Consider the following 17,043-nt stretch of genomic DNA (forward strand, 5'->3'; position numbering starts at 1 on the left):
AGGTTTCTCCGCATGATTCATGCTGAGAATGAGCGATCTTTCGATACCGCGCTACGCGGGATGGCCTACCCGCTTACAGTGGGACACGCGTATACCTTTTCAATACTCTGTCGCCGAGGCGGGGAAGATCGCTCCGCTGCGGACTAAATCCGGCGTTCCGCCAAAGATGCGCCGAGGAGCCGCGTGGTTGAACTCGGTGCCTGTCCAAGTCTGGTGCCACTTGATCGCCGTACGTGTATGCCCAAGCCTTCGCCCATTCGTCGTAGTCACGCTGCGCTTCACTTCGATCCTGCGAATCTTCAACGACCTCAAGGGCGTCGTTTCCAAAGAGCGCCTTTTTGACCTCGTAAGCGCCAAAGTCGCTTAGCTCTGGGAAGGCGGTGGTCCAAATCGCTGGTCCGACGGTCGCCTTTTTCGTCGACCGCGTCGGAGCGCAAAGGTCTCCAAGCTCATTTTTGATCCCGACCAAATACATTCGGGTCCGGTCCTGCGGAACGCCAAATTCCTGGGCGTTAAGCCTCCATTTTTTGGTCTTATAGCCAAGATTTGCAAAACTAGCGATCAGATCTTGCCGAAACTCGTCGTTGCGAAGCTCGCCGAACGCGAGGCCTGTCTCAAAGAAAAATGCCTTAGGATTCAGCGTCTCAATGAGTGATACGGCACGGCTGAAAAGCTCACCTTCTCTGATCTTTTTATAAGAGAATGGTGCAATCGGGAACGAGGCTGAGACCAGGTCCAAGTTAGCTGCCCTCCTTTTCGTCCCACGCCATACATTAATTTCCGCAAAACTCACGGGGGCGGCGAGGTCGGCCTTAACAACATGCCATCCCCGCCGATTGAATTTGAGAGTTCGCAGGCTGTCCGGGTCTCTATCGACGAGGCCGTGCACGTAATATCCTGCTGCCTCGATGCCGAGGGCCTGTCCACCGCCGCTTGCGCAGAGGTCCAATGCATTCAGCTTCCTTACATCACGGGGATCTATCTCTTCTTTCAGACGGAAGTCGTATTCGGTGGCGAGATCAGCGAGGAATCTGATTGCATCGAAAGACGACCACTTATAGTGGGCCGAGAACTCTCCAGGCATGCTGCCATCGAAGGTTGGCTGGGACATGGCTTCGAGAGAGAAGTGAGCTTGAGCGAGAAAGGCCTTATCCGGAGAGTGATTAGCAATATACGCCCACTCCCGCATCGGCGCAGCGCTTCCTGGAAAAATGGCCCTCATCAAATTCAGCAACTCTGCTGACGTCGCGATAATATCAGCTAGTAACGTGTTCTGGCTTTCACGGAAGAAAGAATAGCGAGGAGAAGAGCTAACTCGCCAAGAGCGTTTTGGCGTTCGATTTACGTATGAAGATCGGCGAGAATGTTTTTCCATCATACCGAAAAGCTTTGTCGCGATCCCCCGGAAATTCTTTTCAACAATGCGATTCTCCTCGGCAAACGCATTCTCGAAGGCCGCCCTGCTGCTCTCGAAAGCGCGATGTCCCTGACTTGTTTTCTTGCGGGCAATTCGTTCTGAAATACCCAGGATTTCGTCATGGGTGACGGCACTGTCTCTCTTTATAGCTCTAGCTGCGAGCGCCCGGGAGTCGTCATCGATCTTCACGAGCGCACGATACTGTTCGAAGTGTACGTCCTCGCCCGCGATCTCGGTCTCCACGTTTGCGAGGCGGGCAGTCAGATTGGCGAACGTCTGGTATTCCGCGTCGGTATATCCGAGGTCCCTCATCACGACCTCGACGTTAGCGCGCCCACCCTTTGTCAGCACATCGACGTCGGAGACGAGTTTGGGGATCTGCACTTTTATATCACTGCGGATTCGCGCCAAGTGTGCTCGCGCTCGAACAAGCCGCTGCTCCGACTTCGAGAGTTGTTTGCCCTTCGTGGTTTCAGAGGTATTCTTGTTCGGTGTCGATTTCGGCATAAAGGTCGCCCACATTTGAGATGAGGGCAATCTTCCAGACAAGGATTTCCGTTACGCAAAGGAGCGAGGTAAACTTTTGGTTGCGATCGCTTTTTTCCCTATTCGAGGACCTCACTACCGTCCGAAGAGGATCCCATGTTGGATGGTCAGCCGATAACGGGGGCAACCAGGTCAAGGGTGGACGATGCATTGTCGTCGTTTGCAGTCTCGATGGGATATCTCTCGGACAGCGGCTCCATTCGCCGATGCCATATGCCTTCCTTCGGATCGTAGATGCCGGGCAGGGGATAGATGGCGTCAATCATCATGAAGTCTCTGACGTTCATCGTCGCGATCGGAAGCCTTCTGGCGAGTGCCGCTGCCGCTATGTGAAGATCCTGGCCACCTCGCGGTTTGCCAGTGACCTTGCCTTCACTGTTCAACTGGCGCTCCCACAAATTCTTGAGTTTGTTGTCCGCGATCAAGACGCCCATAATCTCGATCACATCGCGGTCGGTTTCAACAATCGGTAGGCCGCTTCGCATCAATTCATGGTACCAAGCGCTCAGCTTAACCGCCTTCAACGGGTTGGTCGCGCAAACTTGGGTTATGCCCATCATCAGCTCGATCAGAGCACCTGCTGGGAGATAGAACTGCTCAGTAGCCTCCAGGAAGCGCATTATGCGTGGGTCCGGATCCGGCAAGTTGGTCTCACTGATTACGCACGTATCAAGCAAAAACGCTGTGGTCATTTGCGGACGCTCCGTTTGCACAAAGCGTGGCGATGATATGGTTAACGTGAGCTTGACGTTGCCGTGCAAGATTTTACCCGGCGAGCGGTGTGCGTTTCAGTGGCTGCCGTCGTGAGAATCGTGGTAAGGAGTTCCTGTAAGACGTTCGGGTCCTGGGTCCATGAAAACCACGGAAATCCTTGATATCGGGGCCGATAAGAATGAGCTCCGCGAATTCCTTGAGCTTGCTCGGGATAATGGGCCTGTGCGGGTCCAAATCGGGGACGCGATTTATACGGTTAAGGTGAGCCCTGATTCCGTGTCAACATCTGCAAAAAGCTTCCTGACGAAGGGTGCGCAGGGCAGAAGCCAATCTTGATAGCCATCGCGGCGCGCTTCTGTGTGAGGCCTCAGCGCAAACAAAGCTCGTGATACAAGGCTGCCACCCGGCTCTCAGCAAGCGCAAATTGTTCGGTGCTCATCGAAGGCAGCTTGGCTCGGGCCTCTCTGCACACCTCCTGTTGCGGGACCGGAGGCCGAGGGTCACAGAGGCTTCCGATCCCGCTGGCGGTCTCGCGCCCCATTGCGACCGCCGTTTAACTGCATAAAATCCGTGCCGCCAAGGTCACGGAGCATGGCCGGGCGTCTGCGACTGCGGGAGTTAATGCAGCTTGAAAGACTGGCCATAATCAAATCGGGTGAAACAGCCTGATACTTTGACGAACCAATGCCCTTTGGTGCTTGATACGGACAGCTCGCTCATCCTGCTGCATCCTTTTGGTGTCGTGCACGTTGTCCGGGCACACACACGCCAGTTGACGCGGGCGCGACGCGGCCAGGGGACAGAAATTGGTCAAGAACACTAAAAGGAAAGTAGTATCTACGGCGCTTTCCATTGAAACGGAGCCTATGGAAGCGCGGCTCGCGGAGACGCTGCCTGAAGGCGACGACTGGTCGTATGAACCCAAATGGGATGGCTTTCGGTGCCTGGTCTTCAAAAACGGCGCAGAGGTTGACCTACGCGCTAAGTCGGGCAAGCCGCTGGGGCGCTTCTTTCCTGAGGTGATTGCCTTCATGGCGTCGATGGCTGTCGAGCAGTTCATTCTCGACGGCGAGCTGGTTATCGAGAGGGACGGGCACTTGTCCTTCGATGCCCTTCAGACGCGCCTGCATCCTGCGCAGAGCCGGATACAAAGACTAGCGAAGGAAACGCCCGCAGGGTTTGTCGCTTTCGACATTTTAATGAATGGCGACGGCAAAGTTATGATGGAATCGCCGCTGTCTGAAAGACGGCAGGCGCTGCAGGCTCTCGCAGAGCAGGTCGGGCAATCGAAGGCCTTTCAGCTATCTCCGATAACTTTAGAGCTGTCGGAAGCCGCGAATTGGTTATCCAGTTCGGGAGGAGACACCGACGGGGTGGTTTGCAAGCGCTTATCCGAGCACTATCAGCCAGGCCAACGGGCTATGGTGAAGGTCAAGCGGATCAGGACTGCGGACTGCGTCGTTGGCGGGTTCCGATACGAAAAGGACAGTGAGCTCGTCGGATCGCTACTGCTTGGGCTATATAATGAGGAGGGCAAGCTCGATCATGTCGGTTTCACTTCGGCGATATCTGATTCAGATCGAGCAAAGTTGACGGCAGAATTGGAAGCGCTTCAGCAGGCTCCAGGCTTCACGGGCAAAGCGCCCGGCGGTCCAAGCCGGTGGAGCACTGAACGTTCGACCGAGTGGGTCCCTTTGAGGCCGGAACTGGTTGTAGAGGTGAAATACGATCAAGTTACCGGCCGACGATTTCGGCATGGCACGAAGATCGTTCGCTGGCGTCCCGACAAAAAGCCAACCCAGTGCAGGTTCGAGCAAATAGCCTGACTGCAAAGCAAGCCTGAAGAAATCTTCGGCCTGTGCTTGACGCCATAATCCGTGTTCTGTATATGTTCCCGCATGTCCAAATTTGCTCTCACCCTCATACGAATAGCAGGCTGACCTACCCCCAGCGGGGATCGCGTCTCTACGTCTATTCGAGGGTTCATGATGAGCATCTCTTCCTCGCGCACTGTTGCGCAGCATAATCCCATTCAGATTTTCTATCCCCTAAGTACGGTGCGATCCTTCGGTCCGGTCTTGTTTCGGGATCAACTCGCCCGCGATATCGGCTGCTTACTCGACATCGACGATGATGTCGTGGCCTGGTCGTGCCAATCTTTGCCCGTGACCGATGGACAGAACACGTACCGACCAGACTTCGTGGTCAAACGTGCCGACGTCAGCTTCGTGATTGATGGCCTTCGCGATGATCCCCCACCATCTTGGGTGCGGGATAAGGTGCGCGACGCAGGGCATGCATATGAGCTGATCGAAAGCAATGCTGTCCCGTACGTTCGGTTGAAAAACGCCAAAGATCTTTTGCGTTATGCACGACACGAAGCCGCATTGTCCGACCGCATCCGGTTGCTCGCGGCTTTGGATGAGCATTCCAGTCTAACCGTTGCCGAAGCGCTGATGGTATTCCGTGAGACGAAACCGGTCGCGGGCTTGGCCTCCCTTTTCTTGCAGCGCTTCATCACCATGGATCTCGACGACAGGTTCATTGGACCGGAAACGATAGTCCGCCGTAAGTCTCGGTAATTCATCAACACGATCGCAAATTTCAGCGCCGCAATCGCGGTGGAGGGATAACTATGCCTATCGATCTCGCAGATCTGGCCATCACATGGTCAGTCAGAAAGTTCGCATACTACCTTGCATTTGACCGTTCCCTTGAACACTGCCCAAGCTTCAAGCTGGGGGGCTCGGGTGTCGTCATCATGGTTACGCCACCAGAGCAGCCCGCTGACGCTTACGTCCCATCAGCGCGCGCCTTTTTATATGACGGTCTCGGCTCTCAGGGCTCTGACGCAGTGGGAATTGGCTGTGCAAATGCTGATTATAAGCCCGGACGCATCAGGCAAGAATTTCTGGAAAACTGTAATGGACGTGACCGCGCGATCCTTATCTCGGAAACAGGTGATCTCCCGGCGGAAGTCGTTGTTGCATCGGATTTCACTGTTCAGCTTCAGAACCTAACTGCCGACGATATCAAAGCAGCTTGCCAAAAAGTTCTGATGATCAACCTGACGAAAGGTCAGGCGAGAAAGCTTCTTAGTTATCCAAGAGAGCTTATGTTCGCCGCGATGAAAAGGGGAAGGACGTTTTCCGACATCATCGCGCGTCTAGAATCTGCCGTATCGATTCCGATTGACCGGAAGACGCCGCTTGTTGAAACCGTGCGGCCCCTCGAAGAGCTCCACGGCTATGGCCCGGCCAAAGAATGGGGTCTACAGCTAGCCGAAGATTTGAAGGTTTGGCAGCGCGGCGACCTCGGTTGGTCTGACATTGATCGCGGGCTGCTTCTGAGTGGTCCGCCGGGCGTCGGCAAGACCATTTACGCCCGCGCGCTGGCTAAGACCTGCGGCGTCAATTTCGTCGCCACCTCGGTGGTCCAGTGGCAAGCAAAGGGTCATCTGGGCGATCTTCTGAAAGCAATGCGCGCCGAGTTCAAGGCGGCCGTGGATCGAGCGCCGTCCGTACTGTTTATCGATGAACTCGACTCCATCGGTGACAGGCTGACCTTCACTGGCGAGCACACCTCCTATTCGATCCAGGTCGTAAACGGTCTGCTGGAGTGCTTAGACGGCGCTGGTCAACGAGACGGTGTGGTGGTCATTGGGGCTACGAATTTTCCGGACAATATTGATGCCGCTATTCGTAGACCGGGTAGGCTCGACAGACATGTGGCGATCGGATTGCCGAACAATAGCGACCGACTCGCGATCATTTCTCAATTGCTGGGTAGCGCGGAACTACCGGACCTGGAAAGTCTTGGTCCTTCTACCGAAGGCATGACCGGGGCAGATCTTGCCCGTGTTGTTCGTGATGCCAAAAAGCAAGCGAGGCGCGGGAGTCGCCCTTTGAGAATGGCGGATCTAGCTTCGCAGCTGCCGATCCCAATCCGGATCACTGGCGCATATAGGCGAAGAATTGCGGTTCACGAAGCCGGACACACGCTGGTCGGACGAGAACTAGTGACGGGATCATTCATCGAGGTCACGATCGTCAGTCAGCTTATTGCGAGGCCTGGGTATCAAACAGCTGGCGGCGCACGCTTTGACGCGCCGCTGCTTGCAATTCGCAACGAGCAATATTTTCGAGACCAGATTTGCTTGTTGTTGGGCGGTATCGCAGCTGAACGGTTGCTCTTCGGCGGCCACAGTGATGGTGCAGGCAATGGCCCGACCAGCGATCTCGCGGTCGCTACGGATCTCGCGCTGCAGGTGGAGACAAGAACGGGATTGGGCTCTCGTCTTCAGAACTATGGCAGAGGCACAAGTTGGGAAGACTTCAGTCCTCACAGTGTTCCGTGGCTGATGGAAAAGATCGAAAGCATTTTGAAAACCGAGTTAGCACGGGCCATCGACATTCTCGAATCCAATCGAGAATTGCTAGTCGCCGTGACCAACGAGCTGGATGAGAGAGGCGTCGTTTCTTCTGACAGGGTAAATGCGCTCCAGAAGGAGTCCGAAGCAAAGGGCAGTCCAGGAAGAAAGCCTATTAATCGTCGCGATGCCGACGTTTCTCATTCGAAGGACGAACCGGAACGCGCAGATACGGACCTGCGCCGATGAAAGCCTGGGTCGTCAGTGACTTTCACGTAGCTCGAGCTGATCTGCTGCATGGCAGAAAGCTGACAGTGCCACGCGCGGATATCTGCATCTGCGCCGGTGACATCTCCAATGACATCGAGCGATCCATCGACTTCCTGCACGCCGAGATCGCCCCACATATGCCTGTGGTCGCCGTTCTGGGCAACCACGACTACTATGGATCGTCGATCGATCAGGCACTCGAATACGCACGCAAATGGACTGCAGGGACCAACGTTCACATTCTTGAAGATCAAACTGTTCAAGTGGGTTATCTCCGTGTCGTGGGTTCGACACTTTGGACGGACTTCGAGATCAAGCATCACGAATTCGGCGATCTTCCGGTGAATGAACTTCGTGAACTCGTCGCAAGGGAGTCTTTCCGGTACTTGCTGGACTTCAGGCTGATCTTTGACACTTCGGGTCTGATCAAGCCTGAGCAGATGATGGCGCGCCACCGAAAGAGCTTGTCCTTTATCGAAGGCGAGCTTGCTAAGCCATTTAACGGCGTCACGATGGTTTTAATCCATCACGCGATCTCAGCCAAGTCACTTGATCCCAGATTCGCGGGTCACGTCTCGAACGCTGCTTTTGCGTCAGACCTGACCGGGTTCATTCGCCGGGCTCGGCCGCACTTTTGGGTTCATGGTCACATCCATCGCTTCTCTGACTACACAATCGGACACACTCGGGTTCTCTGCAATCCTCTGGGTTACTTGCGCGAGACAGATAGTGATGGCTTCCGGCCAACATTTGTCATCGAGACATCGATGAGCGGAAGTGGGGATGGTCAGAGCGATGACTGATCCCAAGATTCACTTTCGAACTGAGTGGTCCAACGGTGCACCGACCTATCTTGTCACGGTCTCTGGTGCATCAATCGCGCAGCAGGACGAGATCGAGGAGATCGCAGACAGTGAAGGTTTTCAGAGAGACGGCGACAGATGGACACCCAGGCGCGAGGCAAAGCTATACAAATTATTCGAGCTACTTCGCGCGACTGGCATCGCACTGGAATTTGAGCCTGAACACGACGGTCCTTACAACCTGCAGCGTCTACACCTGAGCGATTTTACGCGCTACCGCCTCGAACAATTGCATGACTTCAGGTTAGATGAGCTCGCTGGGTGGTGTCCTGTGCAGGCCGAGGGAGTTTTCGATGGCCTCCACTTTTACTTCCGGGCGAGGGGGTCGTATTGGCGTTTCGAGGCCGGTGGAAATCCGACTGGAACGAAAGGGCCAACCTGGTGGCACGAGGAGCCTTGGCCGGGCAAGACCGGCTTCGAAGCGGGGTACATGAGCGACGAAGACGCCATCCGCTGTATTATCAAATCAGTCGAAACCTACAGGACGTCTGACCGAAGCAGGTTCCAGAAGGGACATCCCGAGTATGAGCGGACGACCTTAGAGGGATGGTCACTGGGTGCTCTGAGCCTTGCGCAAGTGGCCCGGCGGCTGGGCATCGGCGGCCAGGAGGCAATCGAAAAGATGAGGGCACACGGTTTGGAGGTGCCATATCACGCTAAACGAGAACTGACAGCCCTCCCGGAAAACCCGGGTATGGTGAGGGTCCTCGATGAGGAGAATGGCGTCTGGAGAGATGTCCCGGACGAAGACGACTGATAGTAGCCGACGGTGAGCTTACGTGGGTTACAGATGCGAGTGGGCGGCGCTAAACGTAGATGATCGCTCTCGGAGCTTTGCGCGTTCGGGCACGAACGCCTCGATCATAGCGGCGTGGAATGCCAGGATTTCAGCATCCGCTATCCCTATCTTTATGACCCCTCCGCTTCATCGCTGGTCCGGTAGACATCGGCATTGTCTTGCACCTCGCGTAGCCCTTTGAACGAGCTATGCCGCAGCTTCCGATCTGACGTCCAAGCTCTGTATTCAATCTCGGCAATTAGTGTCGGATGAACCCAAGCTACTTTTCGAGCGCCACCGTACTCCACCGGCGGCTGCTTCCGCTTCCACCTCAATTTGTCGAGGATCGACCGAAGGTCAGATACTTGCGTATGCTTGAAACCGGTTCCGACATTGCCGACGTAAACCAAGCTATCGCCATCATACGCGGCGAGCAGCAACGAAGCAAAGCCTCCGGTCAAGCTTGTTGAGGGCTCGTAGCCCACGATTAGAAAGGCGTCGCTCAACACGCATTTGCACTTCACCCAGTCCTCAGTCCGCCCGGACCGATAGGTGCTGTCCAATTTTTTTCCGACGATGCCTTCGAGGCCAAGGCGGCATGCATGGTCGAAAATAGTGTCGGGGTCGCCGTCAACAGCTTCTGAAAGCCGGATCGCGTTCTCACTGCTGCGCAGGAGATCTTCCAGTAGATGACGCCGAGAGGCATATTCAACGCCGCGCAAATCATGCCCGTCGAAATAGATGAGGTCGAAGGCCATCATGAGGGCGTCAGATGTCAGATTCCCCGGGGCCTTGCCAGTCGCGCCTAGTGAAGCTTGCAAGAGATTAAAGTCGCTTCGCCCCTGGTCATCAAAAACGACGGCTTCACCATCCAAGATCATTGTCGCTGGACCAAGCTCTTCGGCTGCCTTTGCGATGGCCGGAAACCGGTGTGTCCAGTCGTGGCCACCTCTTGTCAAAACTCGGACGCGACCCGGCTCGACGTGCACATGAATTCGGTAGCCGTCCCATTTGATTTCCCAGCTAAGGCCTCTGGATGGCGGCCGCTGCTTCAGCAACGCCAGAGCGGGTTCAACTCTTTCCGGGAGCGGGTCAAAAGGGAGGGCGGGCTGGTCTGGAACACGTTTGCGGCGCGGCCGTGATCGGATTGGCGCGTCGACATCTCCGAGGAGCGGCTTTGATTTCGGCGGCTTGGTCATCCCGCTATATCAGCAGTATTTGATTAAACTATTCCTATGGGGCCACCGGCGGGTTTGAAATTAGTGGGCGATCTGTCGCCCTGCCTTATCGCAAGCGCGTTGTCGTAGCTTAAAGCCTGGCGTGCGGGAACTTAGTCCCTAGATGACACTTCTATTCCTGTCGAAGGAGGACGAAAATGTCAGGAAGCAAAAACAAAACCGTGACCGCAACCTTTGAGACGCGCGAAGCAGCAGACCTCGCGGTCGAGCATCTGGTCCAAAAGATCGGTATCGATCGGACAGATGTGTTTGTTCAAGCCGCCGGTCGCCAGAATTCCTCGGGTGTTGACGTCAGTGGTGGTGATGCTCCGTCTGCCGATGAAAACGGACGAGAAGACGCGAAGCTTGGTGGCGAGATCGAAGTCTCCGCAGACGTAGCTGAGGATCAGATCACGACGCTTCACCGGACGTTCGGCGATATAGGGGCGCTGCGTGTTACCGCCAAATGATAAAGGAGGAGGGCATGAGCAATGACCTGAACAAGGGCGACCATGTCGCCTGGAAAACCAGCCAGGGTGAGACGGCTGGGACCGTCGTCAAGACGCAAACAAGCCCTACCAAAATCAAAGGTCACCAGGTAAAAGCGTCCCGATCGAACCCTCAGGTCATCGTCGAGAGTTCGAAGACCGGAGCAAGGGCAGCTCATAAGCCCAGCGCTCTCAAGAAGAAATCGTAGGCCTGAGAACGACCATAGGGAGCGACATGATCGCTCCCTTCTTCAAGCAGTTCCCTGACGGTCCGTGGCCACCAGATACCTGGGCCATAGGTGAGGCGAGTTTACCGTTTCCAATCGCAGCGCAATCTCAGGCTTTACGTAGAGCGTGACGGCCGCGTCGGGTTCGGATCGGTCAGCGCAGGGGGTGCAGCTCAAGCCTTTTGGAAGTTTACAGTGTATGCGCGAGTCCTGTTTCGTCATTTGCTCGAACGCGTGCTCTGCTATCGGCGCGATTGTTCTGCAAGGACCCGCTTCCCGTCTTCAGTCAAAATGAGTGTCGGTTCGCCGTTGAAAGCAACCTCCCTTAGGAGAGATTTCTGCTGAAGCGAAGCGATGGCGGCTGACGGGATCCGCTTGTTGCCAACGAGCCAGCCTCTATTTGACCGGTATTGACGGCGAAATCTCGCGATAGCGCCCAGGTTGTCGATAGCACTTTTCGAAATGGACCCACCGTTTGACATGAGAAGGCTCCCGATTGAAGTTCTCTTTATGTTCATGTGCGCATTCGAGTGATTGCTTTCAAGTAGTCAGTTGTTGGCACGCCTTGAACCACCGGTTTTGGAACTCCGAGAGGTCGCAGATGTTTGTGAGTACCGCGACATGCGCATGGCCGCCTCCTGCGTGAGCCTCGCGGCAGGTCGTCCAGACCGGAGCCCTCGGACCGCCACAGGACGAGGGCTCTGAAATCAACCGGCTGCGGCCTTGTGGAAAGGCCGCTTCCTGCATAGGTCAGTTAGATCGACTTCTCCTCGAAAGTGGCCAGAGCGAACAATGATCCTCACCCTCGTCGCCGTTCGCAAATCATACACATCAAATGAGGGGCCAACCGAGATCCTGAAAGGGATCAACCTTAGTGTCGCGGCCCGTGAGAGCGTAGCTCTTACAGGAGAGTCTGGAAGCGGCAAGAGTACGCTCCTTCATCTGGCGGGCGGTCTCGATCGAGCAGACAGTGGCTCTGTTATCATGGACGGCGACGATCTGAGCCAGTTCTCCGAGGACCAGCGGGCCCGATATCGAAGAACCAAGGTCGGTCTTGTATTCCAACAATTCAATCTCATTCCTTCCTTGACCGTCGCGGCCAATATCTCCTTCCATGCGAAACTGGCAAAGCGACACGACATCACCTGGGAAAGGAAGCTCATCGAGGCCTTGGGGTTGGAGCAGTACACTGCCCGATACCCAGAACAACTATCTGGAGGACAACAACAGCGGGTCGCGATAGGTCGAACCCTCGCTGCCAAGCCTCGGCTTATCCTTGCCGATGAACCGACCGGGAATCTGGACGAACAAACCGGCGACGCCGTACTCGACTTGATGCTTGATTTGGCGAGAAGCGCGGGATCGGCCCTGCTGCTTGTCACGCACTCGACACGTCTAGCAGCTCGACTGGATCGTACCGTACTGCTTCGAGGTGGGAAGATTGCCGAATGAGCGTTGAAGCGTTCAGCGCCCTCCTATCGCACTGGCGTCGAAAACCCCTGCAGCTATTGACGTTGGTGATGGGTATCGCGCTCGCGACGGCACTGTGGTCCGGTGTGCAAGCGATCAATTCCGAGGCAAGAGCAAGTTATGCTCGGGCGGCTTCGGTTTTAGAGCAGGGAGCGCTAGCGCAAATCGTGGCCGACGACGGCACCGGGATCTCGACCGACATCTATGGGAAGCTTCGGCGCTCAGGTCTCAAGGTCTCGCCGGTTGTTGAAGGGATAGTGCGCCTTGGAACGACCCGCATCCGCTTGATCGGCATGGACCCGTTGACCATGCCCCGAGATAGCCAAGCGGTCGCCATTGAAAGCGGAAGCGATCTCACGAGCTTCTTCGATCCGCGAGGGCAGCTTTTGATGTCCAGCACCACAGCTGAACAGCTCCGTGGCAATACGGATATGAAAGTCCGGATCGACGAGAACGTGCCGGAGGGCGCAGCCTTCGTGGATATCGCTGTGGCGGATCGACTCTTGGAAAAACACGGACAGATCGATCGTCTGGTCGTCGCCCCGGAGCAAAGTTTAGCTGCCAGTACCCTTGGCCAGCTCCCACCTGGGCTCGTTGTCCGCATACCAGCCGAGCAACCGGATGTCGCGCGATTGACCGACAGTTTCCATCTGAACCTAACCGCCTTTGGTTTTCTGTCCTTCGTTGTCGGTCTTTTCATCGTGTATTCGGCGACAGGTCTTACGTTCGAACAACGACGTGGCACATTTCGAACGCTGCGATCCCTTGGCGTCTCCCTCCGTCAACTAACAGCGATGCTCATTGTCGAGCTTTCGATAATCGCTCTGGCATCCGGCGTAATCGGGGTCATACTCGGATACGTGATTGCGTCGATCCTGATGCCAGGTGTCGCGGCGACCCTTCGCGGGCTTTACGGGGCCAATGTCTCCGGGTCGCTCTCAATCCGCCCGGAGTGGTGGCTCGCTGGACTGGGGATAGCGCTTGCCGGGATGGCGATTTCTTCCGGTCAAAGTCTATACCGGGTCTGGAAACTTCCAATTCAGGCCGCCGCGCAGCCGAGAGCTTGGGCGCGAGCGTCTGCGCGCGGACTGATGATCCAAGCCGGGGTTGGGGGTCTGCTCCTGTTACTTGGTGGCGCTTTGGCGCTGGCGGCGTCGGGCTTGGTGGCTGGTTTTGCGGTGCTTGGATGCCTGTTGCTGGGCGCAGCACTCTTGCTTCCGTCAGTTTTGGCAGCCGTACTGATGGGCATGCAGCGTTTGTCACGCAGCGCCATTACTGAATGGTTTTGGGCTGACACGCGGATTCAACTTCCTGGGTTGTCGCTCGCTTTGATGGCACTCTTATTGGCGTTGTCGGCTAATATTGGCGTCGGCACCATGGTTTCGAGCTTTCGGCTGACGTTCATCGGGTGGCTCGATCAACGTCTTGCCGCCGAGCTCTACGTCACTGCCAAGGATGAAGCCGAGGCGGCGAGGTTGCGAGCCTGGCTTCCCTCGCACTCGATCTCCGTCTTGCCAATCTGGAGCATCGAAGCTGATGTCGCAGGGGAGCAAATTCAGATTTTCGGAGTCGCGGATGATCCTACCTACCGCGAGCATTGGCCCCTAATCGCGTCACAGGATGGCGTCTGGGACACGGTCGCAATAGGTGAGGGTGCCCTCGTCAACGAGCAGATGTGGCGTCGCGGCGCGGCAAAAATAGGTGACGCAGTAGCCATGCCCGGCGGCTGGGATGCGAAAGTCGTCGGAGTCTTTTCTGACTATGGAAATCCAAACGGGCAGGTCATTATCGGGATTGACGCTTTGGTCGCTCATTACCCGCAGGTCGCCAAGCTCCGATATGGCGTCCGTGTTCCTCCTGAAAAAGCGGGTGATCTGAAGCGACAATTGATCGAGGACTTCGGCCTCCCGGAGACTGCTGTCGTAGATCAAGCCGCGTTGAAGAGGCAATCGCGAGCGATTTTCGACCAAACATTCAAGGTTACTGGTGCGCTAAACGTCCTTACCTTGGCCGTAGCCGGTTTCGCCATGTTCTCCAGTCTTCTAACTCTATCCGGAATCAGGCTTCCCCAACTTGCGCCTGTCTGGGCGATGGGGGTGCGTCGGCGGAATCTGGCTTTATATGAGGTTGCCCGAACGCTGGCCCTGTGGCTAGCTACATTTATCGCGGCAATTCCCGTCGGTCTAGTATTAGCGTGGGTGCTGCTGGCAATTGTGAATGTTGAAGCCTTTGGATGGCGGCTTCCAATGTTCGTATTTCCCATGGACTGGCTGATGCTGGGTGCAATCGCCTTTCTCGCGGCCGTCGCTTCAGTATTTCTTCCTGTCCGTCGGCTTGCGAGGATCGATCCGGCCGATCTGCTTAGGATTTTTGCCAATGAGCGGTAGAGCAGCTGCTTTGATTTTGGTGGTCGCCGCCATGATGGGTTCAGCGGGAGAAACGCTAGGGCAAGGGTTCGCTGGATTAGGATCGGACGCCCAGGGCTTCGCTATTCCAGAGCGCGGCCATGAACTATCTTTTCCGAGAGATCATGGGGCACATCCGGAGTATCGCATCGAATGGTGGTACGTCACTGCCAATCTCAAGGGGCAGGACGGCAAGCCATACGGAGCGCAGTGGACGCTCTTCCGATCAGCGCTTGCTCCGGAAAGCAAGGCGGGCTTCGCTGATCCCCAGATCTGGATAGGTCATGCCGCTGTCACGACACCCGACCACCAATACGTCGCGGAGCGGCTCGGCCGTGGCGGCGTGGGCCAAGCGGGGGTTGATGCTGCGCCTTTCCGCGCCTGGATAGACGAATGGACAATGTCGGCCGTCGACAATTCCACGTCCGATCCTTTCGCGAACCTCGCACTAAAGGCCACTGGGCTGGACTTTAGCTACGCTCTGGACCTGGAAGCAAACGGTCCACTCATACTCCAGGGCGACAGCGGGTACTCGGTGAAGTCGGCAAGCGGACAGGCGAGTTATTACTACTCTCAGCCGTTCTACAAGGTCTCCGGGACGATCGAGTTATCGGGGAAGGCGATCACGGTCAGTGGCAATGCGTGGCTTGACAGGGAGTGGTCCTCGCAACCTTTGGCTCAGAACCAGACGGGGTGGGATTGGTTTTCCCTGCACTTGGCGAGCGGCGAGAAGCTGATGGCTTTTCGTCTCCGCGATGACAAGAACGGGTACATCTCAGCAAACTGGATCTCTCCTGATGGACGCACAATGCCGCTGACCGGAGAACAGGTTCGTCTCACGCCATTGAGGACGGCGACCGTCGATGGAAAGCAGGTCCCGGTATCCTGGCGGATTGAGGTCCCTTCTAAATCGCTTGATGTTCAAACTCAGCCGGTGAACGATCAATCTTGGATGGCTACGTCCACGCCGTACTGGGAAGGCCCTATTTTGTTTGAAGGCTCTACCACCGGCGTTGGCTATCTTGAGATGACAGGTTACGAGTGAGCTGTCAGGCGAGGTCCGTGACAGCCAATGTTGAGCGAATACGGGCGATAGACCGCGAAATGACCCCCTAAGGGCACGCTATGTTTTGGAATACGGCTGCAGTTGCTCGGGTTTTCGATGCCCGGGGGATGTTTGTCCTAGGGTATGCGGTCGTCCGCCTTGGCAGTTGTCATCGACCGAGAGTGCTGTTCCGAGTGATGTCAGCGCAGCCGACAAGATAGCTCGGACTTTCGTAACTCAACGTGGCGGGTTCCAGTGGCGGCCGTCCATATCAAATTCCAGATAGCCGAACGATCTGTTCAAATCCGAGTGATCGCTGTCGACAACGCTTGCTAAGAAAAAGATTGCGCGTAAATAGATTGTGCGCAATCAAAAAAAGGAAAGTGACCATGTTGAGAGAAGTTTTCGCCGCAGCAGCTTTAACCGTTGGCTTGGCGTTCGGTGCCCACGCCGCAGATAAGCCGACGGTCGTTCTAGTCCATGGAGCATTTGCGGACGCGTCTAGCTGGAATGGTGTGATCATTCGATTGGAGAAGGACGGATATCCTGTTGTTGCGGTCGCCAACCCGCTGAGAAGTGTGAAGGGCGATGGTGACTACGTCCGCAAGGTGCTGGCAGGCCTCAAGACCAACGTGGTTCTTGTGGGTCACTCGTACGGCGGGTCGGTCATTAACGAGGCTGCTCAGGGTAGCTCAAACGTGAAGTCATTGGTCTTCGTCGCCGCCTTTGCGCCTGACGTTGGCGAAACAGCGCTCGCTCTTTCGGGGAAGTTCCCCGGCAGCACGCTGGCACCGACACTTGCAGATCCGGTCGCACTGGATGATGGATCAAAAGATCTCTACATCCAGCAAGATAAGTTTCACGACCAGTTCGCCGCCGATGTCTCGGCAAGTGACGGCAAATTGATGGCTGCTACCCAGCGACCGATCACCGACAAGGCACTCGGCGAGGCTTCAACTGTGGCAAGCTGGCAGACGATCCCTTCGTGGTTCGTGTACGGCGATGCGGACAAAAACATCCCACCTGAGGCGCTCGGCTGGATGGCAGAACGAGCCCACTCGAAAGAAACGGTTGTTGTGAAGGGCGCTTCCCATGTCGTAATGGTTTCGAACCCTGAGAAGGTAGCGAAAGTTATCGAAGACGCAGCCGCTGGGAAGTGACTGCCATTGGCGGCTGCTCATAAGGCAGCCGCCTTCCGCACCAACAGGGTTTCCTTAAGGCCGCACTTTCGATC

General features: G+C 56.0%; 14 protein-coding genes. 11 read left to right on the top strand and 3 right to left on the bottom strand.

Annotated features, from left to right (window positions below):
• Positions 1-73: 73 nt before the first annotated feature.
• A complete protein-coding gene (locus tag ACCD05_RS05895; RefSeq protein ID WP_413391658.1) occupies positions 74-1,924 on the bottom strand; it encodes a DNA cytosine methyltransferase in 1,851 nt (616 codons plus the stop codon).
• A 146-nt stretch (positions 1,925-2,070) separates the two neighbouring features.
• The gene (locus ACCD05_RS05900; RefSeq protein ID WP_413391660.1) at positions 2,071-2,655 is read right to left on the bottom strand and encodes a PIN domain-containing protein; all 585 of its coding nucleotides are present in this window, start codon (positions 2,653-2,655) and stop codon (positions 2,071-2,073) included.
• An 828-nt stretch (positions 2,656-3,483) separates the two neighbouring features.
• Here ACCD05_RS05900 and ACCD05_RS05905 point away from each other — a divergent pair.
• The 5 genes from ACCD05_RS05905 (at position 3,484) to ACCD05_RS05925 (ending at position 8,936) form a co-directional block, all read left to right on the top strand.
• Entirely contained in the window at positions 3,484-4,503 is a 1,020-nt protein-coding gene (locus ACCD05_RS05905; RefSeq protein ID WP_413391662.1) for an ATP-dependent DNA ligase, read from the top strand.
• A 162-nt stretch (positions 4,504-4,665) separates the two neighbouring features.
• Positions 4,666-5,259 (top strand): hypothetical protein, encoded by a 594-nt coding sequence (locus ACCD05_RS05910; protein WP_413391664.1) that lies wholly within the window; start codon positions 4,666-4,668, stop codon positions 5,257-5,259.
• 53 nt (positions 5,260-5,312) lie between these two features.
• Positions 5,313-7,295 carry an AAA family ATPase gene (locus ACCD05_RS05915; RefSeq protein ID WP_413391666.1) on the top strand — a complete coding sequence of 661 codons (1,983 nt, stop codon included), beginning with the start codon at positions 5,313-5,315 and terminating at the stop codon, positions 7,293-7,295.
• Positions 7,292-8,119, top strand: coding sequence for a metallophosphoesterase (locus ACCD05_RS05920; protein ID WP_413391667.1), 828 nt, complete (start codon positions 7,292-7,294; stop codon positions 8,117-8,119). The genes ACCD05_RS05915 and ACCD05_RS05920 overlap by 4 nt, the downstream gene beginning before the upstream one ends.
• Entirely contained in the window at positions 8,112-8,936 is an 825-nt protein-coding gene (locus ACCD05_RS05925) for a hypothetical protein (RefSeq protein WP_413391669.1), read from the top strand. The genes ACCD05_RS05920 and ACCD05_RS05925 overlap by 8 nt, the downstream gene beginning before the upstream one ends.
• A 152-nt stretch (positions 8,937-9,088) precedes the next feature.
• Here ACCD05_RS05925 and ligD read toward each other — a convergent pair whose 3' ends face one another.
• Positions 9,089-10,156 carry a non-homologous end-joining DNA ligase gene (gene ligD / locus ACCD05_RS05930; RefSeq protein ID WP_413391671.1) on the bottom strand — a complete coding sequence of 356 codons (1,068 nt, stop codon included), beginning with the start codon at positions 10,154-10,156 and terminating at the stop codon, positions 9,089-9,091.
• Between the two features lie 176 nt (positions 10,157-10,332).
• Here ligD and ACCD05_RS05935 point away from each other — a divergent pair, with 176 nt between their 5' ends.
• The 6 genes from ACCD05_RS05935 (at position 10,333) to ACCD05_RS05960 (ending at position 16,969) form a co-directional block, all read left to right on the top strand.
• On the top strand, positions 10,333-10,644 hold the full coding sequence (locus ACCD05_RS05935) for a hypothetical protein (RefSeq protein WP_413391673.1): 312 nt from the start codon (positions 10,333-10,335) through the stop codon (positions 10,642-10,644).
• Between the two features lie 14 nt (positions 10,645-10,658).
• Complete coding sequence (locus ACCD05_RS05940) at positions 10,659-10,871, top strand: DUF2945 domain-containing protein (protein ID WP_413391675.1); 213 nt, start codon at positions 10,659-10,661, stop codon at positions 10,869-10,871.
• Between the two features lie 810 nt (positions 10,872-11,681).
• The gene (locus ACCD05_RS05945; protein WP_413391677.1) at positions 11,682-12,341 is read left to right on the top strand and encodes an ABC transporter ATP-binding protein; all 660 of its coding nucleotides are present in this window, start codon (positions 11,682-11,684) and stop codon (positions 12,339-12,341) included.
• Positions 12,338-14,746 carry an ABC transporter permease gene (locus ACCD05_RS05950; RefSeq protein WP_413391679.1) on the top strand — a complete coding sequence of 803 codons (2,409 nt, stop codon included), beginning with the start codon at positions 12,338-12,340 and terminating at the stop codon, positions 14,744-14,746. Before ACCD05_RS05945 ends, ACCD05_RS05950 begins: the two co-directional genes overlap by 4 nt.
• Positions 14,736-15,809, top strand: coding sequence for a lipocalin-like domain-containing protein (locus ACCD05_RS05955; RefSeq protein ID WP_413391681.1), 1,074 nt, complete (start codon positions 14,736-14,738; stop codon positions 15,807-15,809). Before ACCD05_RS05950 ends, ACCD05_RS05955 begins: the two co-directional genes overlap by 11 nt.
• A 389-nt stretch (positions 15,810-16,198) precedes the next feature.
• Positions 16,199-16,969 carry an alpha/beta fold hydrolase gene (locus ACCD05_RS05960; protein WP_413391683.1) on the top strand — a complete coding sequence of 257 codons (771 nt, stop codon included), beginning with the start codon at positions 16,199-16,201 and terminating at the stop codon, positions 16,967-16,969.
• Positions 16,970-17,043 lie beyond the last annotated feature (74 nt).

Source organism: Rhizobium sp. Rhizsp42 (assembly GCF_047304155.1).
Lineage (GTDB): Bacteria > Pseudomonadota > Alphaproteobacteria > Rhizobiales > Rhizobiaceae > Rhizobium.

Bases quoted from the DNA above. Each gene is read 5' to 3' on its own strand.
- ACCD05_RS05925 (WP_413391669.1), top strand. From the start codon at position 8,112: ATGACTGATCCCAAGATTCACTTTCGAACTGAGTGGTCCAACGGTGCA.
- ACCD05_RS05935 (WP_413391673.1), top strand. From the start codon at position 10,333: ATGTCAGGAAGCAAAAACAAAACCGTGACCGCAACCTTTGAGACGCGC.
- ACCD05_RS05940 (WP_413391675.1), top strand. From the start codon at position 10,659: ATGAGCAATGACCTGAACAAGGGCGACCATGTCGCCTGGAAAACCAGC.
- ACCD05_RS05900 (WP_413391660.1), bottom strand. From the start codon at position 2,655: ATGACCACAGCGTTTTTGCTTGATACGTGCGTAATCAGTGAGACCAAC.
- ACCD05_RS05915 (WP_413391666.1), top strand. From the start codon at position 5,313: ATGCCTATCGATCTCGCAGATCTGGCCATCACATGGTCAGTCAGAAAG.
- ACCD05_RS05895 (WP_413391658.1), bottom strand. From the start codon at position 1,924: ATGCCGAAATCGACACCGAACAAGAATACCTCTGAAACCACGAAGGGC.
- ACCD05_RS05955 (WP_413391681.1), top strand. From the start codon at position 14,736: ATGAGCGGTAGAGCAGCTGCTTTGATTTTGGTGGTCGCCGCCATGATG.
- ACCD05_RS05950 (WP_413391679.1), top strand. From the start codon at position 12,338: ATGAGCGTTGAAGCGTTCAGCGCCCTCCTATCGCACTGGCGTCGAAAA.
- ACCD05_RS05920 (WP_413391667.1), top strand. From the start codon at position 7,292: ATGAAAGCCTGGGTCGTCAGTGACTTTCACGTAGCTCGAGCTGATCTG.
- ACCD05_RS05945 (WP_413391677.1), top strand. From the start codon at position 11,682: ATGATCCTCACCCTCGTCGCCGTTCGCAAATCATACACATCAAATGAG.
- ACCD05_RS05910 (WP_413391664.1), top strand. From the start codon at position 4,666: ATGAGCATCTCTTCCTCGCGCACTGTTGCGCAGCATAATCCCATTCAG.
- ACCD05_RS05960 (WP_413391683.1), top strand. From the start codon at position 16,199: ATGTTGAGAGAAGTTTTCGCCGCAGCAGCTTTAACCGTTGGCTTGGCG.
- ligD (WP_413391671.1), bottom strand. From the start codon at position 10,156: ATGACCAAGCCGCCGAAATCAAAGCCGCTCCTCGGAGATGTCGACGCG.